Source organism: Sphingomonas olei (assembly GCF_045369765.1).
In the GTDB taxonomy this organism is placed as follows: Bacteria; Pseudomonadota; Alphaproteobacteria; order Sphingomonadales; family Sphingomonadaceae; genus Sphingomonas; species Sphingomonas panaciterrae.
Map to the genome: position 1 here is coordinate 115375 of NZ_JBIQEU010000008.1, position 25623 is coordinate 140997.

At 67.2% G+C, this 25623-nt stretch carries 25 protein-coding genes; 21 read left to right on the forward strand and 4 right to left on the reverse strand.

The features are described from left to right. The first annotated feature begins 6 nt into the window (after positions 1 to 6). Positions 7 to 1056, forward strand: a complete 1050-nt coding sequence (locus tag ACH0BU_RS10955; RefSeq protein WP_296218639.1) for a LacI family DNA-binding transcriptional regulator — start codon at positions 7 to 9, stop codon at positions 1054 to 1056. Between the two features lie 7 nt (positions 1057 to 1063). Here the strand turns inward: ACH0BU_RS10955 and ACH0BU_RS10960 are convergent, their stop codons facing one another. Beyond that, positions 1064 to 2350, reverse strand: coding sequence for a glycoside hydrolase family 130 protein (locus tag ACH0BU_RS10960; RefSeq protein WP_125946629.1), 1287 nt, complete (start codon positions 2348 to 2350; stop codon positions 1064 to 1066). Further along, positions 2350 to 4020: a mechanosensitive ion channel family protein gene (locus ACH0BU_RS10965; protein ID WP_168770670.1), complete on the reverse strand. Its 1671-nt coding sequence runs from the start codon at positions 4018 to 4020 to the stop codon at positions 2350 to 2352. The genes ACH0BU_RS10960 and ACH0BU_RS10965 overlap by 1 nt, the downstream gene beginning before the upstream one ends. 192 nt (positions 4021 to 4212) lie before the next feature. Between ACH0BU_RS10965 and ACH0BU_RS10970 the strand changes: the two genes are divergently transcribed. From ACH0BU_RS10970 to ACH0BU_RS10980, 3 genes are read left to right on the forward strand one after another with little or no spacing between them, the layout of a single operon-like run. After that, complete coding sequence (locus tag ACH0BU_RS10970) at positions 4213 to 5391, forward strand: HlyD family secretion protein (protein WP_296218640.1); 1179 nt, start codon at positions 4213 to 4215, stop codon at positions 5389 to 5391. A gap of 2 nt (positions 5392 to 5393) precedes the next feature. Next, positions 5394 to 6953, forward strand: a complete 1560-nt coding sequence (locus ACH0BU_RS10975) for a DHA2 family efflux MFS transporter permease subunit (protein WP_314471193.1) — start codon at positions 5394 to 5396, stop codon at positions 6951 to 6953. Next, positions 6953 to 8281, forward strand: coding sequence for an efflux transporter outer membrane subunit (locus ACH0BU_RS10980; RefSeq protein WP_367269727.1), 1329 nt, complete (start codon positions 6953 to 6955; stop codon positions 8279 to 8281). The genes ACH0BU_RS10975 and ACH0BU_RS10980 overlap by 1 nt, the downstream gene beginning before the upstream one ends. A gap of 143 nt (positions 8282 to 8424) precedes the next feature. Here ACH0BU_RS10980 and ACH0BU_RS10985 read toward each other — a convergent pair whose 3' ends face one another. Next, positions 8425 to 8970, reverse strand: coding sequence for a TetR/AcrR family transcriptional regulator (locus tag ACH0BU_RS10985; protein WP_125946632.1), 546 nt, complete (start codon positions 8968 to 8970; stop codon positions 8425 to 8427). Between the two features lie 266 nt (positions 8971 to 9236). Between ACH0BU_RS10985 and ACH0BU_RS10990 the strand changes: the two genes are divergently transcribed. The 7 genes from ACH0BU_RS10990 to ACH0BU_RS11020 all read left to right on the forward strand — a co-directional run bounded on the left by ACH0BU_RS10990 (position 9237) and on the right by ACH0BU_RS11020 (position 17112). After that, positions 9237 to 11021: a copper homeostasis protein CutC gene (locus ACH0BU_RS10990; protein ID WP_314471188.1), complete on the forward strand. Its 1785-nt coding sequence runs from the start codon at positions 9237 to 9239 to the stop codon at positions 11019 to 11021. After that, a complete protein-coding gene (gene nagA / locus ACH0BU_RS10995; protein WP_296220627.1) occupies positions 11018 to 12187 on the forward strand; it encodes an N-acetylglucosamine-6-phosphate deacetylase in 1170 nt (389 codons plus the stop codon). The genes ACH0BU_RS10990 and nagA overlap by 4 nt, the downstream gene beginning before the upstream one ends. A 32-nt stretch (positions 12188 to 12219) precedes the next feature. After that, a complete protein-coding gene (locus ACH0BU_RS11000) occupies positions 12220 to 14187 on the forward strand; it encodes a S9 family peptidase (RefSeq protein WP_296220629.1) in 1968 nt (655 codons plus the stop codon). Between the two features lie 342 nt (positions 14188 to 14529). Next, positions 14530 to 14916, forward strand: a complete 387-nt coding sequence (locus ACH0BU_RS11005; protein ID WP_367269728.1) for a glycine zipper 2TM domain-containing protein — start codon at positions 14530 to 14532, stop codon at positions 14914 to 14916. 14 nt (positions 14917 to 14930) lie between these two features. Further along, on the forward strand, positions 14931 to 15758 hold the full coding sequence (locus ACH0BU_RS11010; RefSeq protein WP_241212742.1) for a hypothetical protein: 828 nt from the start codon (positions 14931 to 14933) through the stop codon (positions 15756 to 15758). Positions 15759 to 15975: 217 nt separating this feature from the next. Beyond that, complete coding sequence (locus ACH0BU_RS11015; RefSeq protein ID WP_164518990.1) at positions 15976 to 16272, forward strand: hypothetical protein; 297 nt, start codon at positions 15976 to 15978, stop codon at positions 16270 to 16272. 141 nt (positions 16273 to 16413) lie between these two features. Continuing rightward, positions 16414 to 17112, forward strand: a complete 699-nt coding sequence (locus ACH0BU_RS11020) for a hypothetical protein (RefSeq protein WP_443024664.1) — start codon at positions 16414 to 16416, stop codon at positions 17110 to 17112. Positions 17113 to 17146: 34 nt separating this feature from the next. Here the strand turns inward: ACH0BU_RS11020 and ACH0BU_RS11025 are convergent, their stop codons facing one another. After that, a complete protein-coding gene (locus tag ACH0BU_RS11025; protein ID WP_296220633.1) occupies positions 17147 to 17770 on the reverse strand; it encodes a HupE/UreJ family protein in 624 nt (207 codons plus the stop codon). A 261-nt stretch (positions 17771 to 18031) separates the two neighbouring features. Between ACH0BU_RS11025 and ACH0BU_RS11030 the strand changes: the two genes are divergently transcribed. From ACH0BU_RS11030 to yut, 10 genes are all read left to right on the forward strand, one after another. Further along, on the forward strand, positions 18032 to 18433 hold the full coding sequence (locus ACH0BU_RS11030; protein ID WP_046409875.1) for a fluoride efflux transporter FluC: 402 nt from the start codon (positions 18032 to 18034) through the stop codon (positions 18431 to 18433). Positions 18434 to 18480: 47 nt separating this feature from the next. Further along, positions 18481 to 18873: a CrcB family protein gene (locus tag ACH0BU_RS11035; RefSeq protein WP_136450816.1), complete on the forward strand. Its 393-nt coding sequence runs from the start codon at positions 18481 to 18483 to the stop codon at positions 18871 to 18873. A gap of 185 nt (positions 18874 to 19058) precedes the next feature. Then, the gene (locus tag ACH0BU_RS11040) at positions 19059 to 19361 is read left to right on the forward strand and encodes an urease subunit gamma (RefSeq protein ID WP_046409877.1); all 303 of its coding nucleotides are present in this window, start codon (positions 19059 to 19061) and stop codon (positions 19359 to 19361) included. 28 nt (positions 19362 to 19389) lie between these two features. Further along, a complete protein-coding gene (locus ACH0BU_RS11045) occupies positions 19390 to 19812 on the forward strand; it encodes an urease subunit beta (RefSeq protein WP_136450815.1) in 423 nt (140 codons plus the stop codon). A gap of 44 nt (positions 19813 to 19856) precedes the next feature. Continuing rightward, positions 19857 to 21575 (forward strand): urease subunit alpha, encoded by a 1719-nt coding sequence (locus tag ACH0BU_RS11050; RefSeq protein WP_314471175.1) that lies wholly within the window; start codon positions 19857 to 19859, stop codon positions 21573 to 21575. A 37-nt stretch (positions 21576 to 21612) separates the two neighbouring features. Then, on the forward strand, positions 21613 to 22200 hold the full coding sequence (locus tag ACH0BU_RS11055; protein WP_500264027.1) for an urease accessory protein UreE: 588 nt from the start codon (positions 21613 to 21615) through the stop codon (positions 22198 to 22200). After that, the gene (locus tag ACH0BU_RS11060) at positions 22197 to 22910 is read left to right on the forward strand and encodes an urease accessory protein UreF (protein WP_296219571.1); all 714 of its coding nucleotides are present in this window, start codon (positions 22197 to 22199) and stop codon (positions 22908 to 22910) included. Before ACH0BU_RS11055 ends, ACH0BU_RS11060 begins: the two co-directional genes overlap by 4 nt. 22 nt (positions 22911 to 22932) lie before the next feature. Beyond that, on the forward strand, positions 22933 to 23604 hold the full coding sequence (gene ureG / locus ACH0BU_RS11065; RefSeq protein WP_296219573.1) for an urease accessory protein UreG: 672 nt from the start codon (positions 22933 to 22935) through the stop codon (positions 23602 to 23604). Positions 23605 to 23607: 3 nt separating this feature from the next. Further along, on the forward strand, positions 23608 to 24543 hold the full coding sequence (locus ACH0BU_RS11070) for an urease accessory protein UreD (protein WP_046409885.1): 936 nt from the start codon (positions 23608 to 23610) through the stop codon (positions 24541 to 24543). Between the two features lie 18 nt (positions 24544 to 24561). Next, the gene (yut, locus tag ACH0BU_RS11075) at positions 24562 to 25602 is read left to right on the forward strand and encodes an urea transporter (RefSeq protein ID WP_296219576.1); all 1041 of its coding nucleotides are present in this window, start codon (positions 24562 to 24564) and stop codon (positions 25600 to 25602) included. Positions 25603 to 25623 lie beyond the last annotated feature (21 nt).

The window sequence follows — 25623 nt, forward strand, 5'->3', positions numbered from 1 at the left end:
ATCGTCATGGGGCGTCGCCGGCAGTCGGTCACCATCAAGCATGTCGCCGCCCATGCGGGGGTGTCGTTGCAGACGGTCAGCCGTGTCATCAACAAGGAGCCCAATGTCCGGCCCGAGATGATGCAACGCGTGCAGGAATCGATCGCGGCGCTTGGTTATGTGCCGTCAATCGCGGCGCAGCGGATGGGCGGTTCGCGATCCTATCTTCTGCTGGCGCTGAACGATCGCGATCGCACGATTGCGGACTGGCGCAAGCGCGAGGGGTCGGACTGGATCGACCAGATGCTGCTCGGCGGAATGCTGACCTGCGCGCAGCATGGCTATCGCATGATCTTTGAGCTGGTCGACACGCACAGCGACCATATCGAGCGGGAGTTGTCGGCCGCGCTCGCCGCGCTGCAACCCGATGGCGTGATCCTGACACCGCCCCATTCGCACAACCCGATGATCACCGACCTGCTGGAAAAGGCGGGGATCGCCTTTGCGCGTATCGGGTCGCTGCGTGACGGGGGCGGGTTCCGGCTGACGATGGGTGACGAGGTGGCGGCGCGCGATGCGACGATGCACCTCGTCGGGCTGGGGCATCGGCGTATCGGCTTCATCGCGGGACCCACCGACTATGAGCTAAGCCATTGGCGGGTCGAGGGCTGGCGCTGGACGATGGAGACGGCGGGGCTTTCCGCCGATGGCCTGCTGGCGAACGGCGATTTCAGCTATGCCTCGGGCATTGCGGCGGCGAAGCAACTGATTGAGGCCGGTGCCACGGCCATCGTCGCGAGTAACGATCAGATGGCGCTCGCCGCGATTGCCGAGGCGCGTGATTGCGGCATGGACGTACCGCGCGACCTGTCCGTGGTCAGCTTCGACGACACGCCCGTCGTCCGCTTCCATCATCCGCCGCTCACCGCCATCGCGCAGCCGATCGCCGAGGTGACGGCGCGTGCCGCCGAATTGCTGATCACCACCGCCGCGGACGCCCGCGACCGTGCGCCGGTGGAGGTGCCGGCGCGGCTTGTGGTGCGCGAGTCCACCGCAGCGGTGCCGTCCAACCGCTGATCGCGCGTCAGGCCTTGACCATAACCGAAAGCAGGTCGTCGACGTTGCCGATGGCGAAGGCGCTATATTCGTCACCGATCGCGTAGGGCAGCAGGATGCGCCGCTTGTGGAGCAGCGCGCCGCAGCTATAGGTGATGTTGGGCACATAGCCACCGCGCTGCTCCGCGCTCGGGAACAGCAGCGGCGATGCCGTGCGCAGCAGCACCCGCGATGGATCCGCCTTGTCCAGCAGGCACGCGCCGATGCTGTAGCCGCGCACCAGCCCGACGCCATGGGTGAATACCAGCCAGCCCTCGTCAATCTCGATCGGGGAGCCGCAATTCCCCATCTGAACGAACTCCCACGGGTATTTCGGTCCCATGATCTGCTGCCCCTCGTCCCAATGGTCGAGCCGGTCAGAGCGCAGCAACCAGATATTCTCATTGTCCTGGCGACCCAGCATGACGAACTTGCCATCGATCCGCCGCGGGAACAGCGCCATTCCCTTGTATGGGGCCAAGCGGCCGGTCAGCGCGCGCATCTCCACCGTGCGCAGGTCAACCCCGCGCAGCAACTCGGCGCGGGCGTGCATGCCGTCATAAGCGGTATAGGTGCCGATGACGCTTCGGGCACCATCATCATCGGTGAAGTTCACCATTCGGAGATCCTCGATCCCGGAACGCTGGCTCGGCAGCACCGGGAACAGCACGGTCTCGGACACGTCGTCGCTGTCGCTGCACAACAGACGCGTCCAGCCATCATGCTCATGATCGATGCGGGGCGGGATGCCGTGTTGGCTGGCCGGATTGACCTCGATGCGGTCGCTGCCGTCCCAGGTGCCGGTTCGGAACGTCACGGAGGAGATATGACCTTCGCCGATCCCGCGCAGCGACAGGAGGAAGGGCATCGCCTCATCATCGGGGCTGGCGTCGGGGACTCGGATGATGCTGGGATTGAACAATGCGGCGGATTCGAAGGCATATTCCTGGCTGAAATATGCTCCGATCAGAAGTCGGTCCGTGCTGTCGATGGTACCGTTGAGGTCAAGGGAGGCGGCAACCTCGTCATAGCGGCGCAGGAAGGTTTCGTCGGCGTTGCGATGGCGTTCGTGCATCGGCACGGCCAGCAGCATGCGCATCCGGGCGCGCAGTGCTGGCGGCAGCGACAGCAGCCGCTGCGCAACCTGTTTCATGCGCGCGGGGCGCCCGTCCGCCATGTCGTCGGGATAGTCGAAGCTGAACGGGCGGATCACGGTGCGGGAGGGATCGGGTTTCAGCTCGATATCCAGCGTGGTGAAGACGTCCGCTGCTTTCATCATGTCACCCCATTCCGAGTAGAAGATGATGAAGAACGGTCGAGATCGCCTGATGGTGCCTCGCCGGCATCATCGCTGGCCTCTGCGCGATCATCATTGGCGAAAAACAGCCGCCGCGCGGGTACCGCCAGCCGGATGGAGGCATCGTTCAGCCCCTCATAGATCGACAGCAAAAGGTCCTGCCGGATGACGGTGCTTTCGCCAAAGTCGCTGACCGCGATATAGGCGAAGATCTCCACCTCCAGCGCGTTCTCGCCGAAATTGGTGAACCTGGCGCGCGGGCCGTCCTGCAGCACCTTGTCGTGGCCTTTCAGCGCCCCCTCGATCAGGTCGACGGCTGCGCGAATCTTGTCGGGCGGGGTGTCGTAATCGAGCCGGATCACCGGATTGAACAGGAAGCGGTCGCGCTTGGCAAAGTTCTCGATCTGGCGGGACGAGAAATCGCCGTTGGGGATGGTGACGATCGTGCGATCGTTGGTGCGGATGCGGGTGGAACGGATCCCCACGTCTTCAACGGTCCCGACGACATCGCCGACGCGGCAGAAATCACCGACCTGCACCGGACGATCCGCAATGACCGTGACGCTGCCCACAAGATTTTCGACCGTCTTCTGCGCGCCGAGCGCAAGCGCGATACCGCCGATACCCAAAGCAGCAATGCCGGTGGTCACATCGATCCCGAACGTGTCGAGCACCGCGACGATGCTGAACACCAGCAGCAGGATCTTGGCCGCGCGACGCAGCAGGGTGACGACCGACACCGCCTGGCGTCGTGCGCGCCGTGTCATGCGCGCGATCGTGACGTCGGCGATTGCGTCGACCAGTCGCAGCCCGAACCATACCAAGGCAATCGCCGCGACACCGCCGGCGTAACGAAGCAGCGTCTGCCGGGCGACGATCGCCACCTCCAGCCGCTCCGCCCAGCCGTAAAAGGCGATGACCGCGATGAACAGGCTCAAGGGCGGCAGCGCGGCGTGGAAGAAACGGTACACGCCGCTGGAATCAGGATCGGTGATGCCGCGCCGCATCAGCGTCAGCGCCAGCGTGGCGAGCAACCGAAGAACAACAAAGCTGAGCGCCGCGATGCCAACGAGCAGCCCCCAATCCTCCGCCGGCGCACCCGCCACGGTGACGCTTGGCACGGCGGTCGGCTGAAGCGGCACGACCTGCGCGGCTGGGACCGTCATCAACCGGCGGATCGTGTCGTGTGAAATTTGCCAGACGCGCCGCCCGTCGGCCTCGCGCTGGACCAGGAAGATCGGCGCCTCGCCCTCACCGATCCGCAGGTCGCCGACCAGTTCACGGTCGACCGGCAGATTGTCGTCGATCCTGCCGCCGGGTTCGTTGGACAGGCCGGCAAAGGGCGTCAGCGACCCGCCGCTATCGAGCAGCCGCTGCAGACGACGCGCAAGCTCCGACGCGCCGTCCAGAACGCGCGGATCCTGCTGCACCGGCAGGTCGAAATAATTGGCCGCCCGCGCGTAATCGCGTTTGGCCAGCGCCTCGATCAGGCCAGTGACCGCGGCGCGCGGTGTTTCACGACCGAAAGGATCGGCCGGTACTGCAGGCGCGGTGCTGTTCGATGGGGCGGTTTCCTGCGCGGGTGCGACGGCCGGGGCCCCCGCGACAATCAGCAGCAGCAGAAGAATTTGCCGGAAGGTACGAACCACGAAAACCTGCTTGATCGAGGGAGCTGCCCAAAGAACGCGTCTATCGCGCTTACGGTCGCACGGGTCATGGCAACTGGGGAACAACTGACCGTGGCGAGCAAACCATGTTGGGTCATGTTGCCGCGTGGCGGGTTGATAGCGGACAGAATGTCCGCTTATAGCGCCGCGGCATCGGCAGCATGAAAAGGCCTCATGAGCGACCAACCACATCAGACCGCCGGCGACACGTCGTTCATCGAGACGCCGGAGGCACCGGGCGAGAAAAAGCCGCGCCGTCGCCTGAGCGGACGCGCCCGCCTGATTCTTCTTCTAATGCTGTTGGCAGCGATACTCGGCGGCGTGCTGTGGCTGGTGCGTTATCAGACCAGCGGCAAATTCATGCAGGAGACCAACGACGCCTACATCCGGGCCGATCTGGTCACCATCGCGCCCAAGGTGAGCGGCTATGTCGCCGAGGTGCTCGTTGCCGACAACCAGGACGTGACTGCGGGGCAGCCGCTCGTCCGGATCGATCCGCGATCCTACCGCGCGCAGGCGGCGCAAGCCGAAGCGCAGATCGCGCAGGCGGAGGCGAGTGCCAACGCCAGCCGTGCCCAGATTGCGCAGCAGCGCGCGGCGATTGAGCAGGCGCAGGCCCAGTTCGCCGCGGCGCAGGCCAAGGCACGTTACGATGCGGACGAGGTGCGCCGCTATACGCCGCTCGCCGAGTCCGGCGCCGAGAGCCGGCAGCAACTCGCCCAGCTGCGCGCTGCGGCCGATCAGTCGGCGGCGAATGCACGCGCGCAGGCCGCGGCGCTTGCCGCGCAGCAGCGCCAGGTCGCGACACTGGAGGCGCAGATCGGCCAGTCCCGCGCCCAGCGGCAGGGTGCCGCGGCACAATTGGCGGCGGCGAACGTGGACGTGTCGTCGACGGTAATCCGGTCGCCCGTGGCAGGTCGCATCGGCGACAGGACCGCGACGGTCGGCCAGTTCGCCACGGCCGGGACGCGATTGATGTCGGTGGTGCCGCTGCGCCAGATTTATGTGACCGCCAATTTCAAGGAAACGCAGCTCGCCCTGATGCGTCCGGGCCAGCCGGCGACGATCAAGGTTGACGCCCTTGACGGTACTGAGCTGCCCGGACGCGTCGCCAGCCTGTCGCCAGGAACGGGCGCGCAATTCTCCTTGCTGCCGCCGCAAAATGCGACCGGCAATTTCACCAAGATCGTGCAGCGGGTGCCGGTGCGGATCGCGCTTGAGGCGAGCCCCGCCGCGCGTCGCCTGCTGGTGCCGGGCCTGTCGGTGACGGTGACGGTCGACACGCGCAGCGCCAAGGGACAGTTGGATCAGATCCGGTCGGAGCAGAAGCGGCTGTCGGAACGGAGCCGCTGAGCATGGCGAGCGCGGCGATCTCGCCAGCGGCGGCGCCACCTGAACGCGCCGATATGTCGGCGTGGGTGGCGGTGGCGGCCGGCACGTTGGGCGCGCTGATGGCGACGCTCGATATCTCCATCGTCAATTCCGCGCTGCCCGTCATCCAGGGCGAGATCGGCGCCAGCGGCACCGAAGGGACATGGGTCGCGACCGCCTATCTGGTGGCGGAGATCGTCGTCATCCCGATGGCGGCATGGCTGCAGCGGCTGCTGGGGCTTCGCACGTTCCTGTTGACCGCGGCGGGGCTGTTCACGCTGTTTTCAGTCGTATGCGGGACTGCGACGACGCTGACGATGATGATCATCGGGCGGGTGGGGCAGGGCTTCACTGGCGGCGCGATGATCCCGACGGCGCAGACGATCATCGCGCAACGCCTGCCGCCGCGCCAGCAACCGATCGGCATCGCCTTGTTCGGGGTGACCGCGATCCTCGGCCCGGTGGTGGGCCCGCTGGTCGGCGGGTGGCTGACCGAGAATATCAGCTGGCATTATGCCTTCTTCATCAACGTGCCGATCTGCGCCGTGCTGGTGACCATGCTGCTCGTCGGGCTGAAGCATGAAAAGGCAGACATGACCGAGCTGGGCAATGCCGACTGGCTGGGCATTGCGGGCCTCACCCTCGGGCTGGGCGGCCTCACCGTCTTCCTGGAAGACGGGCAGCGCGAACAATGGTTCGATTCCGGCCTGATCCGGCTGATGGCTTTGATATCATTGGTCGGCTTCGTGCTGCTGTTCATCGGGCAGCGCACGGCAACCCGGCCGATCATCAAGCTCAGCCTGCTGCTCGACCGTCAGTTCGGCTCGGTCGCGTTGATGGGACTGGTGCTCGGCATGGTGCTGTACGGCACATCCTACGTCATCCCGCAGTTCCTCGCTGCACTGGCAGATTACAATGCCCTGCAATCGGGGAAGGTCGTGCTGCTGTCGGGCCTGCCCAGCCTGGTCATGATGGCGATCGTGCCGTTCCTGCTGCGCAGCGTCGATATCCGGCTGGCGGTGGGCGCGGGACTGCTGATCATGGCGGGATCTGCCTTTCTCGACTCCGGCCTCACCACCGAGACGAGCGGCGGCGACTTCACCGTGTCGCAGCTGATGCGCGGCGTGGGGCAGATACTGGGCATGTTGTTCCTGAGCCAGGCAGTGGTGCGATCCGTGCCCGCGGCCGACGCCGGCGATGCATCGGGATTGTTCAACGCGGTGCGCAACCTGGGCGGCAGTTTCGCGCTGGCCGGCATCTCGATCCTGCAGGAGCAGCGGCTGTGGCTGCACTCGCGCCGGATGGAAGAAACGCTGAACGCCAATTCGCCGATGGTGCAGGATTATGTCGGCGGGCTCAGCCAGTCGCTCGGCAGCACCCCCGCAGCACTCGGCATGATCGCGCAGCAGGTTCAGGCGCAGGCGCTGGTCATCGCCTATAACGATATCTTCTGGATCATGGCGGTGGGTACGTTGATCGTGCTGCCGCTGGTCCTGTTCCTTCGTCCACTGCCCAAGGACGCCGCGCCAGCGGCGATGCACTGATGCGTACATCTGCTTTGCTCTGCCTCCTGCTGCTCGGCGCCTGCACGGTCGGGCCGGATTATAAGGGGCCGCCGGCGGTCGGCACCGATGCCGCGGCGCGGGGGCAGTTCGTCCGTGGAAACGAGGCGGCGGTGCCGGCGCCGGGGGTCGCGCGGTGGTGGGAGACGCTAGGCGATGCGACGCTCGACCGGCTGGTCGATGACGCGCTGGCGAACAGCCCGAGCATCGCTGCGGCAGAGGCGCGGATCCGGCAGGCGCAGGCGCAGGCGCGGCAGCAACGCGCCAATCAGGCGCCGAGCATCAGCGCCAATGGCACCTATCTGCGCGCCCAATTGCCCGGCATCGATCTGGCCGACGACAGCGGGGGATCGGGCGGTGGCGGGTCAGGATCGGAGTCAAATGGCCTCGATTTCTACAACCTTGGCCTGAATGCCTCGTGGGAGCCCGATCTGGTCGGCGGGGTGCGCCGGGGGATCGAACAATCGCGCGCCGCGGTCGGGCAGCGTTACGCCGATCTGGCGGATGCACAGGTGAGCCTGACCGCGCAGGTGGCGCAGGCGTACGTCAATTATCGCGATGCGCAGGAGCGTATCGCGCTGAACGCCCGCTCGTCCGAACTCCAGCGCCAGTCGCTGGCGCTGATGGAGCAAAGGCTGGCGGCGGGCACGGTGTCGGCGCTGCAGGTCGAACGGCTGAAGACCGACCTGGAAAGCACGGAGGCGCAGGCGATCCCGCTCACCGCGCAGGCGGACGAATATCGCGACGTGCTGGCGTTGCTGACCGGCCGTACGCCCGGCGCGCTGGATGCAACGCTCGCCGCGCCGGTGCCGGTGCCGCTGCCCCCGGCCAAGGTGGCGGTGGGCGATCCCGCCGCGCTGATCGCCAGCCGGCCCGACATCCGTGCCGCCGAACGAGCACTTGCCGCCAGCACCGCCGCGATCGGGGTGAACGAGGCGAAACGGTATCCCGCGATCCGGTTCATGGGGATCCTGGGCATGGGTGGTACGTCGCCCGGCGATGTGCTGGACCCGGGCAATCTGACGACGCTGCTGGCGCCGCAGATCAGCTGGTCGTTCCTCGATCTCGGGCGCACCGCCGCCGCCGTCCGCCAGTCCGAAGCACAGCGCGACGAGGCAGAGGCCAATTACCGCCAGACCGTTCTGGCCGCCTTGCAGGATGCGGAGACGAGCCTGTCGCGTTTCGCCGCCACCCGGCGGCAGCTCGCCCGGCTGGCGAGCGCCGAGCAATCGGCATCGCGCGCCGCCGCGCTGAACCGGCAGCGGGTGGAGGCGGGCACCAGCACGCTGATCGACCAGCTCGATGTCTAGCGGCAGCGACTGTCCGCAGCGATGGCGGTGGCGCAGGCCAAGGCACAGCTGACCAACAGCTTCGTCGCGGTGAACAAGGCGCTGGGGCTGGGATGGGCGCCGGTGGCAGGCGGGGAGCAGCCCGGCGGGTAGCTGATCCCCCGCTAGCGCGGGGCGAGCCCGCGCAGCAGGAGATCGAGCGCCTCGGCAATTTCCGCCTCCACCGCGTCATTCACCTGCTTGTCGACGATGAAGCCCGACATCATCCGCATCGCGGTGACGAGGTGGCGCGCGGTGACGTCGGGCCTGAGCTCCCCCGCCGCGATGGCGCGCTCCACCGCCGTGGCGAACAGCCGTTCCAGCCGGTCGCCGAGCGCCGCGAAGGCGGCGAGATTGTCGCGCGACAGCTGCATGTCGAGCCGGAGGCGGGTGAACAGCTGCCAGGAGAACAGCCCGTCGCGCACCAGCAGCGGCAACAGCTGCGCGATCGGCATGGTGGGATCGAACCGTTCCTCGAACGCGGACACCTGCCGTTCGAAGATGGCGAAGGCGAGGTCGAGCCGATCCTTGAAATTGCGATACAGGGTGCCGCGCCCGACGCCGGCGCGCGCAGCGATATCCTCCAGCGGGACACCGAAGCCGTCGGCGTCGAAACACGCCGCGGCGGCCTCCAGCAGCGCTTCGCGCCGGGCGCGTGCATCACGGCGCATGGCGGCATGGTCCGGTGTCGCGCGCGATCATGGCCACTGATTAGGCGGGCGTTCGCGCGGAAGGCAACCCGCAGGCGGCACAGGAGCAGCGCAGGAGCGGCGCAGGAGGAGGGTGCCTGGAGTCATAACTCGGCGGCATGAACGCCCGAAGCCTAAGCAGCGCTGCGGATGCGCATATCCGCTATTACGGCGGGGACGCTTATCGGGCAGGTGGCGCCGCCATACGCTGCGCGGCGTTCCGGCGCAGCGGACGGAAGGCTGAGGGCATGAGTAACGTCCTGATCGAAATCCGCGTCGACGATGCGTCAGGGCTGGCCGCGGCCATCGCCGGCGGCGCCGACCGCATCGCGCTATGTTCGTCGCTGGCGCTGGGCGGGCTGACGCCGACGCCCGGCCTGCTGCGGCAAGCCGCACAATCGCCGGTCCCGGTGCGCGCGATGATCCGGCCGCGCGAGGGCAATTTTTCCTATGATGCGGCGGAGCGTGCCGCGATGCTGCACGATATCGATGTCGCGCGTGCCGAGGGCCTGAGCGGCGTGGTAATCGGCGCGCTGACCCCCGACGGCGAGCTGGACGTGGCGTTGCTGGAGGAGATGGTCGCCCGGGCGGTCGGCATGGACGTGACGCTGCATCGCGCGGTCGACCTGCTGCCCGACCCGGTGGCTGCGGTGGAGATCGCCGCCGAGCTTGGCATCGCCACCATCCTGACGTCCGGTGGCGCCCGCACCGCGGCGGCAGGGGCGGCCACCATTGGCCGGATGCGCGCGCAGGCGGGCGACCGGGTGGAGATCATGGCGGGCGGTACGATCCGGGCGACAGACGTCGCCGCGCTGGTCGAGGAGACCGGCGTTCGCGCGGTTCATGCCGCCGCATCCCGCCCGCGTGTTGCCTGGGCACCGGCGCTGCGGCTGGGGTTTGAAAGCGAGCTTGCCCGCACCACCGACTGGGAGGAAGTGGCGCGGCTGCGCGCCGCGCTGCGCCGACCTGCCACCATGCGCCCGGTGCCGATCGCCGCCCCGCCGGCCAAGCCCGATCCGGCGGGCACGTTGATGCACAACGAGGCGGGTGAGGCGCCCGAAGCCGCCGCCCGCTTCCTGGCGCGCAACAGCGCAACGATCGCGCGGCTGGCGGCGCGATTGCAGCGCGACCCGCCGCCGTTCATCGTCACCTGCGCGCGCGGATCATCCGACCATGCGGCGACGTACGGCAAATATCTGTTCGAGACCAAGACGGGGATCACCGTCGCCTCCGCCGCCCCGTCGATCGCGTCGCTGTATCGCGCGCCGCTGGAGGCCAAGGGCGCCTTGTGCCTGGCGATTTCGCAATCGGGCCGCAGCCCCGACCTGCTGGCGACGGCGGCGGCCTACAAGGCCGGTGGCGCCCTGGTCGTCGCGATGGTCAATGACGAGGAATCGCCGCTGGCGGCGTGCGCCGACGAGGTGCTGCCGCTGTGCGTCGGGCCGGAGCGATCGGTCGCGGCGACCAAATCCTATATCACGACGCTGGTCGCGCAGGCCGCGCTGGCAGCAGCATGGGCAGGCGACGCAGCGTTGCAGGAGCGGCTGACGGCGCTGCCCGATGCGCTGTCGCGCGCCTTTGCGCTGCGCTGGGGCGCGGCGATCCCGCCGCTGGTCGGCGCGCGCGACCTGTTCGTGCTGGGGCGCGGCTATGGCTATGCCGTGGCGCTGGAGGCGGCGCTCAAGTTCAAGGAAACCTGCGGGCTGCATGCCGAGGCGTTTTCCGCAGCCGAGGTGCGGCACGGGCCGATGGCAATCGTCGGGCGCGGCTTCCCGGTACTGGGCTTTGCCAGTTCGGATGCGAGCGGCGACGACGTGCGCGACGCGGCGGCCTTGTTCGCCGAGCGCGGCGCGGTCACATTGCTGGCGGATGCCGGGGGGAAGGGCGTGTTGCCGGCCCTTGCCTGCGACCCGGTGCTGGAGCCGATCCTGCAGATCCAGAGCTTTTACCGGATGGTGAATGCGCTGGCGATCGCGCGCGGGAACGATCCCGACGCGCCGCCGCATTTGAGGAAAGTGACCGAGACGCGATGAGCAAGATCCTGTTCGAGAACGGCACGGTCGTGCTCGGCGAGGGCCGTGTCGCCGACCAGCTGCTGATCGAGGGCGGCCGCGTCGCGGATGCCGGCACCGATGCCGCAGGCGCGGAGCGGGTCGACCTGGGGGGCGGGTGGCTGCTGCCCGGGTTCATCGACACGCAGGTGAATGGCGGCGGCGGCGTCCTGTTCAACGACGATCCCAGCGTGGCGACGATCGCCACCATCGGCGCGGCGCATGCGCGGTTCGGTACGACCGGTTTCCTGCCGACGCTGATTTCCGACACGATCGACAAGATCGACCGCGCGATGCGCGCGACGGAGCAGGCGATCGCGGCGGGCGTGCCCGGCGTGCTGGGCATCCATATCGAGGGGCCGTTCCTGAACCCGCGCCGGCGCGGCACGCATGATGCGGCGCATTTCACCCGGCTGGACGCGGAGAAGATCGCGCTTCTGTCCAGCCTGACGCATGGGCGCTCGCTGGTGACGCTGGCACCGGAAATGACCACGACGGCGCATATTCGCGAACTGGTGGCGGCGGGGGTGATCGTCGCGGCGGGGCATAGCGACGCCGATTATGCGACGATGCGCGGCGCGTTCGATGCCGGGGTGACGGCCGTCACGCATCTGTTCAACGCCATGTCGCCGCTGCACCATCGCAAGCCCGGCGTGGTGGGTGCCGCGATCGAGAACCAGACGGCCTATGCCGGGCTGATCGTCGACGGGCGGCATGTCGCGCCGGCCGCGCTTCGCATCGCGCTTGCCGCACGGCCGCATGACCGGTTCATGCTGGTCACCGATGCCATGCCGCCGGTCGGCACCGATGCCGATCATTTCGTGCTGCAGGGCAAGACGATCCGCATCGAGCAGGGCGTGTGCGTCGAGGAGGATGGCACGCTGGCGGGATCGGCGCTCGACATGGCGACGGCGGTCGGCAATGCGGTGCGGCTGCTGGGGCTGGATGTGGCGGATGCGTCAATGATGGCGTCGGGCGCGCCGGCCGCCTTCCTGGGGCTGGGCGATCGCGGCGCGTTGCGGCCGGGGATGCGCGCCGACCTTGCGTGGCTGGGCGCGGACTTCCGGCCGCGCGGCACCTGGATCGGTGGGGAGCGGGTGGCGGCAGGGGGCAGTGCCGCTGCATCGCGGACCGCCACGATGGCTTGACGCTGGGACACTTGCTGTTCGATCAGGGTCGCATGTTCAAGCACTTCGCTGCCTCGCTCACGCTCGCCGCGCTCGCCGCCGGCGCGTCCGCCCAGACCATCGGCCAGCAGACCGCCGGCGCTCAGCCAGTCGCCCAGCGGCAGGTGGGCAGCGCCACGCTGTCGGGTGTGCCGGAAATCCCGGCCGATGTGCGCGAGGCGGTGCAGCGCTATCAGAACAGCCGCGCGGCGCAGTTCGAGGATTGGCTGCCGGATGGCTCGATGCTGATCGCCACCCGCTTTGGCGCGACGCAGCAGCTGCATCATGTGGCGAAGCCGGGCGCGACGCGCACCCAGGTCACCTTTGGCGCGGAGCCGATCGCCAGCGCCACCGTCGTCCCGGGCACCGACCGCTTCGTGATGACGCGTGATACCGGCGGCGACGAATGGTTCCAGCTGTACACCCGCGGCCTGACCGGCACGGCGCAGCAGCTGACGCAGGCGGGCACGCGCAACGGATCGCCGGTGTTCAGCAAGGACGGCAGCCTGCTCGCCTGGGCGCGCGCCACCAAGGGTAGCGCGGCCTATACGATCCTGGGCGTCGACCCCAAGGCGGGCGGCACGCCGCGCACGCTGTATCAGGCGGATGGCGCAGTGGCCCCGGCGGATATTGCACCGGACAAGTCGCGGCTGATCTTCGTGCGCAGCCTGTCCAACCGCGAGGACCAGCTGTTCGAGCTCGATCTCGCCACCGGCAAGGCGCGGCGTATCGCGCCCAAGGCGGAAGCGGCGGTGTATGAATCGCCGCGCTATCTGCCGGGCGGCAAGAAGATCATCGCCGTCTCCGACCGCGGCAACGACACGCGCCAGCTGGTCGAGATCGACCTCGCCACCGGCGCGCAGGTGGTGCTGACGCCGGGGCTGACGTGGGACGTCGAAAGCTATGACCTGACCGACGATGGCCGCGTGCTGGCCTATGCGGTGAACGAGGACGGTTTCTCGCGCGTCGTCGTGCAGGATCGGATCACGCGGCGCGCGCTGCCGCAGCCGACGCTGCCCAAGGGCGTGCTGACGGCGCTGAAATTCTCGCCCGATGGCAAGCAGCTGGCGATCGGCCTGACCTCCGCCACCTCGGCCGGGGACGTGTGGAGCTGGGACGTCGATGGCGGGGAGCTGACGCGCTGGACGACGTCGGAACTGGGCGATCTCGATCCCGCGCAGCTCGCCGAGCCGGAGCTGATCCGCTTCAAGTCGTTCGACGGCCTGTCGGTGCCGGCGTTCGTCTATCGTCCGAAGGGCGTGCCGGCGGGGACGCGCACCCCGGTGATCATCGATATCCACGGTGGGCCGGAGGCGCAGACGCGGCCAATCTGGAATTATGGCGCGCAATATTTCGCCGACGTGCTGAGGGCGACGGTGATCCTCCCCAACGTCCGCGGCAGCGACGGCTATGGCAAGCGCTACCTCAATCTCGACAACGCCGAGAAGCGCGAGGATTCGGTGAAGGACATCGGCGCGCTGCTGGACTGGATCGGGCAGCAGCCGAACCTCGATGCCAATCGCGTCGCCGTTTATGGCCAGTCCTATGGCGGCTACATGAGCCTTGCCGTGATGACGCATTATTCCGACCGGCTGGTCGGCGGCGTCGAGCGCTATGGCATCAGCAACTGGATCACCTTCCTCGAGAATACCGAGGCCTATCGCCGCGACAATCGCCGCGCCGAATATGGCGACGAGCGTGATCCCAAGATGCGCGCCGTGCTGCAGCGCGTGTCGCCGATCACCAACGTCGATCGCATCAAGAAGCCGATGCTGGTGATGCAGGGCGCCAACGACCCGCGCGTGCCGCAGCTTGAGTCCGACCAGGTGGTCGAGAAGCTGCGCGCGAACGGCAACGAGACCTGGTACGTGCTGTTCGCCGACGAAGGCCATGGTTTCCTGAAGAAGCCGAACAACGATCTTCGCCGCGAGGTGGAAACGGTGTTCCTGCGCCGCCTGTTCGAGCAGCAGCCCGCGCGCTGATGCCGGCGCTGCGCCGGGCGGCGGTGGTTGCCCGGTGTGCCGGTACGTAGATTATCGCATCGGCAAGCCGGCCCGTCGGGTCGATGCTCCCGGCCATTACGCTGGGAGAGTAAGATGCGTCTGATCGTCGCCGGAGCCCTGATCGCGACCACCGTCCTTGCGCTGCCATCCCAGGCGCAGGGGCCCCCAGGACCCCCGCCCGGACGCCCGGGCGGACCGGGCATCCGTCCGCCGCAGGGCGGCCCGCCACCAGGACCGCCGCCGGGCAATCCGTGGCGACCAGATGGCGGGCCCGGCGCCCGTCCGCCGGGAATGCAGCCGCCGGGTGCCCGTCCGCCAGGAATGCAGCCGCCCGGTGCCCGTCCGCGCCCGCCCGCGCCGTTGCCGCCCGGTTGGGGGCGCAACCGGAACCAGTGGCGGCGCTATGACTTCAATCGCCCGCCGCCCGGACAGCCATGGTATTATGCCGACCATTTCTATCGCGACGGCCGCTATTACCGGCCCCGCCGGCTGGGGCCGTATGACCGCATCTATCGCGGATACAACGGCCGCTATTATTGCCGCCGCAGCGACGGCACGACGGGGCTGATCATCGGCGGCATCAGCGGCGGGATCCTGGGCGGGTTGCTCAGCAATGGCGATTCCAGCCCGCTCGGCGCGCTGATCGGCGCCGGGGCTGGTGCGGCGCTGGGCACGGCGATCGACCAGGACCAGGTGATCTGCCGCTGACCGGATGAGGAAGGATGTACGACCGCTGGTCCCCGCCGGGGCTGGCGGTCGAGCCGTGCGCACGGGGCGTCGCCCAGCCGCGGTTCATCAACGGGAATGATATGGCGGCCGGTGCGTTGGTGTGCATCAACATGCCCGTGCATCATCTGCAGCCGAAGGAGTTCCCGTTGCCTGCCGTCCCGATCATCCCGCACGCCCGCCGCGATGTTGCCCGCCCGGCCCCCGTATCAAGGCGCCCCGCGACCGGCGGCCGGCGCCAGCGGGCGTGGCTGTTGCTGCCGGCGATGGCGATCGGCCTGTCAGCCGGCAGCGCGGCATCGGCGCAGGAATATGCGACGCGCGATGTCGGCGACTGGACGGTGGCACCGAGCAGCGACCGCAGCGGGTGCTTCCTGACGCGCACCTATCGCGGACCGCGGCAGACGACCTTGCTGTTCGGGCTCGACACCGACGGGAGCAACCGGCTGACGCTGCTGAACCCGAACTGGTCGTCGATCCGCGAGAAGGAGGAACTGCGGCTGACCTATCGCTTTTCGGGCGCCGCCTTTCCGAACCGCGCGGCGATCGGGATTGCCGCCAGCGGCCGCAAGGGGTTCGTGACCAGTTTCGGCGACGCCTTTCCACGCACGCTGGCCACCTCCGCCTTTCTTCATGTGCGGCGCGGCGACGTGCCGGTGGAGGAGCTGACGCTGGACGGCAGCGGTGCGGCGATCGCGGAACTGCGCAAGTGCGTCGACGTGTATCGCGCGACGCCGGCCAAGGCGACGAAGGCGGCCAAGGACGACGGGCGGATCCCCTTGGATCCGTTTGCCGCGAAGCAGCGGCGCGATTCGAAAAGGTAGTATTGCGCCCCTAGATGGTTCAGCCTTGGTTCAGGCGTGCAGTTAACCTAAGCAATAATACTAACGATGACTAAGTTAACGAGGAGTGGTAGGATCGGGAAGAGATCATTTCATCGTGTGATCGCCCCAATTCGCCGCCTGCTCTATTGCAGGAATGTGTCAGCTTGGGCTCCGTCACTTGGCTAATAATGATGGAAGAAGAGCAATGCTCCCAGCGATGACCAAAGTAGCCCCCGCAATTGCGATTATGGCGGCAGCCACCGTGCTCGGCGGATGTGCGACCAAATCCTATGTGCGCGAACAGGTGGCCCCAGTGGCGCAGCGCGTCGACGCGATCGAGACCCAGCTCCAGGCGACCGACAGCACCGCCAAGCAGGCGCTGGCCGAAGCGCAGGCCGCATCGGGCATGGCGCAGCAGAACGGGCAGCGGCTCGACCAGCTGAACGGCCGGGTCGACGGTGTCGAGCAGCGGATGATGCAGCAGGAAAGTCGGGGCAAGCGTCCGCGCCACTGAGGCCGTGGGCGTCAGCCGCCGCATCTTGCGCAATGACTGACATGGTGGCTGCCCGATGGCGGGCGGCCACCCTTCACCTGGGAACGGATGATCAAGACGTTTTTGATGGGTGCCGCTGCGGCGCTGACGATTACTGGCACAATGATCGGGACGACGACGGGGGCGCACGCCGCACCGAAGAAGGCGTCCGCCGGCAAGGCCAAGAAGGCGCGCGCCGCGGCGAAGCCGGCGGCTGCCTCTGCCGCGCCGGTCGAGATCAATCCGTCCGCCGAGGCGCGGCTGGTCGCGTCCTGGGTTCTCGCCTCCGGCGACAATCGCAAGCTCCCCTATGTCGTCCTCGACAAGAAGGCGGCATCGCTCATCCTGTATGATGCCAAGGGTAAGCCGCTTGCCCAGGAGCCGACGCTGATCGGTATCGCGCTCGGTGACGAGGCCAGCCCGGGCGTCGGCAGCAAGAAGCTGGGCGATCTGGGCCCGGCGGAAAAGACCACGCCGGCAGGGCGTTTTCTCGCCAAGTTCGGCTATGCCTTTGGCAAGCAGCAGGTGTTGTGGGTGGATTACACCAACAGCGTCGCCATTCACCCGATCCCGGCCGACGCGGCGAAGAAGGAGAAGCGGCGCGAGCGCATGCTGTCCGAGACGCCGGATGACAACCGCATCACCTTTGGCTGCATCAACGTGCCGCGTGCCTTTTACGGCAGCAAGCTGCGCCCGTTGTTCCAGAAGGGTGGCGGCTATGTCTATGTGCTGCCCGACAGCAAGCCGCTGGAAGAGGTATTCCCGCGGCTGCGCGTCCATGCGCTGACCCACGGCGTTACCGGGGACGCCGCCACGCCATAACGCTGGCGGCGCGGCGCCCGGCACGTCTTCTTGATCAGCCGCTGATGCCGCTCAGCAGCCCGACTCCCACCACGGCGGCGATCGTTCCGGCAGAACGCATCGCATGGCCGCCACGCGCGACGACCGTGTTGGTCAGCGCAGCGCCCGCACCAAGGCCGATCGCAAGCAGCGTCGCCGTCCCGAGCAGGAAGCCGCCGGCATAGGGCAGCGCGCCGGCACTGGCCGGCATCTCCGCGCCATGCGCGAACCCGTGGAAGATGGCGAACAGCCCGACGATCCCCGCGGCGACCGCGACCGGCGCCTTGATGTTGAACGCCACGGCAATGCCGAGCAGGATGACGGACAGGGCGATCGCGACCTCCACCAGGGTAGTCGCCGGAGCGGCAAAACCGAGGATGCCGCCCGCCGCCATCGCCGCCAGGAAGGCGAGCGGCAGCATCCACAGCGCCCGGCCGCCGAGCCGATAGGCGAACAGGCCCACGAGGATCATTGCCAGCGCGTGGTCGAGCCCGGTGAACGGATGCATGAGGCCCTGGACGCCGCCCCCGCCGGCCGCCTCATGCCCTGGATGGGCGAAAGCCGCGCCGGGCAGCACGAGCAGGCCGGAGCCGACAAGACGGATCGCATTGTTCAGCGCCCGGGAGGAATTACGAGTCATCCTATCGCTCCATCGATATGCAGATTCCGCGCAAAGATATGACGCACCGCCTCGGCGAACGGGATCAGGGAAAACCGATGCTGTGGGGGAGCGCGCGCGCCGCTAATCTGCCCCGCACGCCGCCGGGCCGCAGCCAGCCGTCACGCTGATGCGTAGCCGGACGCGCTGCGCGGCGCGCCGTCGTGGACGGGGGAGTGCGTCAACGACACGGGACAGGGAGCCGTCGCTGATGGTCATCGCAGTTTCCACGGCAGACGCCTTATGGTGCTGAGCGATATCGCGCTGGTCGCGCTGGGCGGTGGCACCGGTTCGTTGCTGCGCTGGCTGGTCGGCAAATTGCTCACGAGCCCGGCCAGGGGCGGCATTCCGTGGTCGACCGTAGCGGTCAACCTGATCGGAGCGTTCGTGATCGGCTATCTGTCGGTGCTGTTCTCGATCGAATGGCACGACCGGTACGGCAGCTTCCTGAAGGCTGCGATCCTGACCGGCGTGCTGGGTGGGTTCACGACGTTCAGCACGATGGAGCTCGATACCGCGAAGATGGCCGGGGCCACCGGGGCTGGTGCGGGTGCCGGCACGGCAACCGGCTATATCCTGGGCCAGACGGTGCTGGGGATTGCGGTCGCCGGGCTTGGCGCGGGGCTGGCACATGCGGCGGGCTGAGGCGGGAGCGACTCGCTCGGGCGCGCGCCGGACGGGAGGACGCTGACATGGCGCAGGCGATCATATTGGTCTTCGTCGGCGGCGCGGCCGGGGCGGTGATCCGCGAATTGCTGATGCTGGGCGTGCCGACGGCGCGGGACGGCTTCGTCTGGTCGATCTTCGTCGCCAACGTGGTCGCCTCGTTAATCCTCGGGCTGATAACCGGCCTGCACGCGCGCCAGGCGCTGGGCGCGAAGGCGAACCTGCTGCTAGGCACCGGGCTGTGCGGCGGCATGTCGACCTTTTCCAGCCTGGTCTATGCCACCTACGTCCTGCTCGCCGGATCGGCGCTGAGTGCAGGGGTGGGCCTTGCCTATGTCGGGGCCAATCTGGTGGTCGGATTCGTGCTGGTGCTCGCTGGCCTGAGGGTGGGCGACGTGATTGGCGCGCGGAAGGCGTAGCGCTGACTCGCAGCCGGTTTTCTGCCGCCGCTCACGGACTTGTGACAGGGGGTACGTAGTAAACACAGACGGCGTTGGCGGGGGCATACAGTATTGGAGCAGGGAACATCAGCTGTTCCGAAGGTTGCTCCATTCGTCGCCAAACAAAGCGACGAAGAGGCGCGCCCAGGCTCTTGAGGTTGGACATGCATCTGACGCCACGAGAAAACGACAAGCTGCTCATCTACATGATGTCGATGGTAGCGCAGCGCCGCAAGGACGCCGGGCTCAAGCTCAATCATCCCGAGGCGGTCTCGCTGATCGCCGCAGCTGCGCTCGACAATGCACGCGCGGGCAAGACGGTGGAGGAGGTGATGGAGCTTGCCCGCAAGACCATCACCACCAGCGACGTGATGGAGGGGGTCGTCGACATGATCCCCTATGTCCAGGTCGAGGCGGTGTTCACCGATGGCAGCCGGCTCGTGACCGTCCACAATCCGATCCAATAGGCCCCCTCCAGCACGAAGGACATGCGCGATGGCGGCGAAGACAGACCCCAAGACGCAGACCGCGCCCGTCGGCGGGCTTATCCTCGCCGCGGGCGAAATCGAGATCAACGCCGGCTGCCCGACCACCACGATCAAGGTGCGCAACACCGGTGACCGGCCGATCCAGGTGGGATCGCATTTCCACTTCTTCGAGGTGAACGCGGCGCTGGAGTTTCCGCGCGAGCAGGCGTTCGGGCAGCGGATGAACATCCCGGCGACCACCGCCGTCCGGTTCGAACCGGGCGACGAGAAGGAAGTGGTGCTGATCCCGTTGCAGGGCCGTCAGCGCGCGGTGGGGTTCAACGGCCTCGTCAACGGCTGGGTCGGGAACGAGAGCTACGATGCCTTCCGCCCGCGGCTTGCCGACGCGAAGGAGCGGGTCGCGCGCTATGGGTTCAAGGACAAGGCGTGAGCATCGCCGATCCTTTCGCCCCCTCCAGAACAGGCAGCTGAACCATGGCGAACATCTCCCGGCGGCAATATGCCGACCTGTATGGCCCCACCACCGGCGACAAGATCCGGCTGGGCGATACGAACCTGTATATCGAGATCGAGCAGGACCTGCGGGTTTATGGCGAAGAGGTCATCTATGGCGGCGGCAAGACGCTGCGCGACGGCATGGGGTTCGACAATGAACTGACCAGCGTCGGCGGTGCGCCCGACCTTGTCATCACGAACGTCACCATCGTCGATGCGATCCAGGGGATCATCAAGGCCGATGTCGGGATCAAGAACGGCCTGATCTGCGGCATCGGCAAGGCCGGCAATCCGTCGATCATGCCGAATGTGACGCCCTCGCTGGCACTGGGGCCGGGGACGGACGCGATCTCGGGCGAGCATCTGATCCTGACCGCGGGCGGCATCGACGCGCACGTCCACTTCATCTCGCCGCAGCAGGCGCAGGCGGCGCTCAGCAACGGCATTACCACGTTGTTCGGCGGCGGCATCGGCCCGACCGATGGTACCAACGGCACGACGATCACGCCGGGCACCTGGAACATCGAGGCGATGCTGCGATCGTTCGATGGCTGGCCGGTCAATGCCGGCGTGCTGGGCAAGGGCAATTGTTCGACCGCAGGACCGATCGAGGAGCAACTGATCGCGGGCGCGATGGGGCTGAAGATCCACGAGGATTGGGGATCCACCCCCGCGGCGATCCGCTCCGCACTGGGGGTTGCCGACCGGTTCGACGTGCAGGTCTGCATCCACACCGACACGCTCAACGAGGCGGGCTTCGTCGAGAATACGATCGCCGCTTTCGAAGGGCGCACCATCCACACCTATCACACCGAGGGTGCCGGCGGCGGGCACGCGCCCGACATCATCCGCGTGGCGGGACAGCCCAATGTGCTGCCGAGTTCGACCAACCCGACGCTGCCTTATGGCGTCAATTCGCAGGCCGAACTCTTCGACATGACGATGATCTGCCACAATCTGAGCCCCAAGATCCCGACCGACGTGTCCTTCGCCGAAAGCCGCGTGCGGCCGGAGACGATCGCGGCGGAGAACGTGCTGCATGATCTGGGCGCGATCTCGATCATCTCCAGCGACAGCCAGGCGATGGGGCGGGTCGGAGAATCCTGGCTGCGCGCCGTCCAGATGGCGCATCTGATGAAAGCGCGGCGCGGGGCCTATGCGGGCGACACGTCGAACAACGACAATCAACGCGTGCTCCGTTTCGTTGCCAAGGTGACGATCAACCCCGCGATCGCGCAGGGGGTGAGCCAGGTCATCGGATCGGTCGAGGTCGGCAAGATGGCGGATCTGGTGCTGTGGTCGCCCGCCTTCTTCGGCGCCAAGCCCAAGATGGTGATCAAGGGCGGGTTCATTTCTTGGGCGTTGATGGGCGATCCGAACGCATCGCTGCCGACGCCCCAGCCGGTGACCTATCGCCCAATGTTCGGCCAGATGGGGTCGGCGCTGGCGCAGACGCGCGTCACCTTCACCTCGCGCGCGGCGTTCGAGGACGGGATCGTCGACCGGTACGACCTGCAGTCACAGGTGATGCCGGTGTACGCGACCCGCACGATCGGCAAGTCGAGCATGGTACGCAACAATGCGCTTCCCGTGATCGAGGTGAACCCGGAGACGTTCGCCGTGACGGTGGATGGCACCCACGCGACGATCGAGCCGGCGCAATCGCTGCCTTTGACGCAACTGCACTTCTTCAGCTGACCGCGAGAACAGAGATCGACGCCAATCGGAGAGAATGATGATCCTGGTGGAAAAGACGCTCGGCAATGTCAGGGATCAGGGGTGGGAGGGTGCGAGTGTCGAGGATCTCGTTCTCGAACAATGGGAAGCGCCGAAGAGCCGGCTGCGCAAGAATACGCCGAGCGGGATCGAGCTCGCCATCTCGCTGCCGCGGTCCGAGCATCTGCATGACGGCGACGTCCTCTACCATGATCCCGACAATCGCCGGATCGTGGTTGCCCGCATCCCGCTGAAGGAAGTGATGGTCATCGACCTCGACCTGCCGGCGCTGATGCCGCAGGCGGAGATGCTGCGGCTGGTGTTCGAGCTGGGCCACGCGCTCGGCAACCAGCATTGGCCCGCCGTCATCAAGGGGCAGACGATCTACGTGCCGCTGTCGGTCGACCGGAAGGTCATGCTGTCGGTGATGAAGACCCATGCGTTCCAGCATGCGTCGATCCGCTTCGAGCCGGGCGAGACGGTGGCGCAGCGCCTGGAGCCGAGCGAGATCCGGCTGCTGTTCGGCGGCGCGGACGCCACCCCGCACCATCATCATGGCAACGGCCAGGTGCAGGCGCAGGGGCAGGGGCAGGGCAGGGCCCTATGAAGCTCGCGGCGCAGGCGATCGGCCCCGATGTGGGTCGCCTCGCGCGCTTGTTGCAATTTGCCGATTCCACGCTGCCGGTCGGTGCCTTCTCCTTTTCCCAGGGGCTGGAATCCGCGGTCCAGCTGCACATCGTCACCGACGCCGACAGCCTGCGGGATTACCTGACGCTCATCCTCCGGCAGGCGGCCCATATGGATGGCGTCGCGCTGCTCCATGCCTGCCGCGCGGCGGCGCGCGGCGACTACGCGGCGCTGCTGGCCGCCGACAGCGCGCTGTGGATCCGCCGTGTCGGCGAGGAGCAGCAGATGATGCTGGCGCGCATGGGCAAGAAGTTCGCCGAGCTCGCGTCCGCCATCGCGCCGTCGCCGCTGCTGACGCGCTGGCTGGACGATATACGCAGCAATGCGACGCCCGGATGCCTGCCGGTCGCGCAGGGGATCGTGCTTACGGGCCTTGGCGCGCATGAGGCGGAGGCGTTCGCCGTCCACCAATATGGGCTGGCGTCGATGATCCTGAACGCCGCGCTTCGGCTGATGCGGATCGATCATGTCGCGACGCAGCGGCTGTTGTTCGAGGCGCAAGCCGCCACCCACGACCAGTACCGCGGCGCGCGGGCGCTGGAGCTTGAGGAAATGGCGAGCTTCGCCCCCGTGTTCGAAGTCGTCGTTGCCCATCACACCAGGACGCACCTGCGCCTGTTCATGAACTGACCTGTCCAATCAGGAGCATTCGATGAAGAAGATCACGCGCATTGGCATCGGGGGACCGGTCGGTTCCGGCAAGACCGCGGTGATCGAGACGATCACCCCGCGGCTCATCGCGCGCGGTGTCCGGCCGCTGATCATCACCAATGACGTGGTGACCACGGAGGACGCCAAGCAGGTCCGGCGCACGCTGAACGGCATCCTGGTCGAGGAAAAGATCGTCGGCGTCGAAACCGGCGCCTGCCCGCACACCGCAGTGCGCGAGGATCCGTCGATGAACATCGCCGCGGTCGAGGAACTGGAAGGGCGCTATCCCGACAGCGACGTCGTGCTGATCGAATCCGGCGGCGACAATCTGACGCTGACGTTCAGCCCCGCGCTCGCCGATTTCTACATCTACGTCATTGATGTCGCGGCGGGCGACAAGATCCCGCGCAAGAACGGCGCCGGCGTCTGCCAGTCCGACATCCTGGTGATCAACAAGATCGACCTGGCGCCCTACGTCGACGCCAGCCTTGAGGTGATGGACCGCGATTCACGCCTGATGCGCGGCACCAAGCCGTTCGTGTTCACCAACTGCAAGACCGGTGAGGGCGTCGAGACGCTGATGGACATGATCATGGACATGGCGCTGTTCGACGTGAGCCCGCCGGCGACGACCCCAATGATGGCGCTGGCGATGGCGGGGGCGCAAGGGTAGGCGATGGCGCTCCACGAGCAACTGGCGCGGATCGACCGCTACCGGGAACTCGCCGGGTTCCAGACCGAGCCGGCGCAGATGCGCGCGGCCGGGCCGGGAAAGATTGGCGAATTGCGGCTGGGCTTCTCGCTACGCGACGGCCGTTCCGTGCTGCACGACTTGTACCGGGTGGCGCCGCTGCTCGTGCAGCAGGCGCTCTATTGGGACGAGGCGATGCCGGAGTTGCCGATCGTCTCGGTAATCTCGGTCGGCGGCGGCATCCTGCAGGGCGACCGCTACCATATCGCGATCGACGTGGCGGAGGGGGCATCAGCGCATGTCACCTCGCAGGGCGCGAACCGTATCCATCAGATGGATGCCAATTACGCCTCGCAGCATCAGGAGATACGCGCGGCGGCGGGATCCTATCTGGAGTTTCTGCCCAACTTCACCATTCCCTATCGTACCTCGCGCTTCGTCAGCGAGACCGAGATCACCGCCGATGAGACCGCGACCGTGCTTTATGCCGAGATGGCGATGACCGGGCGCAAGCATCACCATGCGCTGGAGCGGTTCGGCTTTGACCTTCTGTCGATGCGGGTGCGCGCACGGCGGCCCGATGGGCGATTGCTGTTCGCCGAGAAGCTGCTGATCGAACAGGGCAATGACACGCTCGACCTGCCGGCGGTGGCGCGGGGCTATGACGCCTTTGCCAATGTCCTGTGCCTGACGCCGCCCGAGACGGCGGCGCGGATCGACGAACGGATGACGATCAACGCCGCGCCGGGCCATCCGCGCGCCATGTCGGGCGTGTCGCGACTGCCCAATGGTGCAGGGCTGATGTTCCGGGCGGTCGGCGTCGAAAGCTATGACGTGCGAGCGGAGGTGAAGCGCTTCTGGACCGTGGTGCGCGAAGAGGCGCGGGGGCGAACGCTGCCCGACGATTTCCTGTGGCAATGACATTCTGAGGGAATGATCATGCGTGGCGAGAACGGCAATTTCATCACGGTCTGCCTGAAGGGGGCCTCACAGGTCTTCTTCATGGAGAATGTGATCACGGGCGCGCTGTTCCTGGTCGCGATCTTCTATGCCTCGTTCGTCAGCCAGTCGTGGGCGACGTCGATCGGCGCGATCGTCGGCGTGATCGTGGCCACCGCGGTTGCCTATATGCTCGATTTCGCTGCCAGTTCGCGCGCATCGGGCCTGTTCGGGTTCAACGGCATCCTGATCGGCGTCGCGCTGCCGACCTTCGTCGCGCCATCGCCCGAGCTGTGGCTATACATCATCGTCGGTGCGGCGCTCACCACGATCGTCACCGCCGCCTTTGCCGCGACGCTGACCAAAAGCTGGGGCGTGCCGGGATCAACCGGCCCGTTCGTGCTGATCGCCTGGTTGATGCTCGCGGGCGCTTACTCCTTCGGATCGCTGCGCGTGCTGAGCGAGACGCAGAAGCTGGCAACCGATTACCAGCTGGGTGCGGCGTCGCTGCCGGGGTTGGTGGAGGCGGTCGAGATTTTCTTCCGCAACATCGGGCAGGTCTATTTGCTGGGCAGCTGGATCTCCGGGGCGATCATCCTGCTTGGCATCTTCATCGCGTCGCGTGCGGCCGGGTTGGCGGCGGTGGGCGGATCGCTGCTGGCGATGGGGACGGCGTTCGTAATGCGCGCCGATCCGAGCCTGGTGTCGCAGGGGCTGTACGGGTTCAGCCCAGTGCTGGCCGCGATGGCGCTGAGCGTCGTGTTCGTTCAGCCGTCGCCGGTCGTGATCGGCTATGCCGCGCTGGGCGTGATCGTGACGGTGTTCCTGCAGGCCGCGTTCGACCTGATCCTCGCGCCAATCGGGCTGCCATCCTTCACCGCGGCCTATGTGCTGACGATGTACCTGTTCATCGCGCCGCGCAAATTCGCACCGCCGCATCCGCACAAGCCGGTCGTCGATCATGCGCTGAACCCGGCCGCTCACGCGCCTGCCGATCCCACTCCCGAGACGAGAGCCACTGCCGCAACCAATCCATCCTGAGAGCCAAATCCTGAAAGGAAG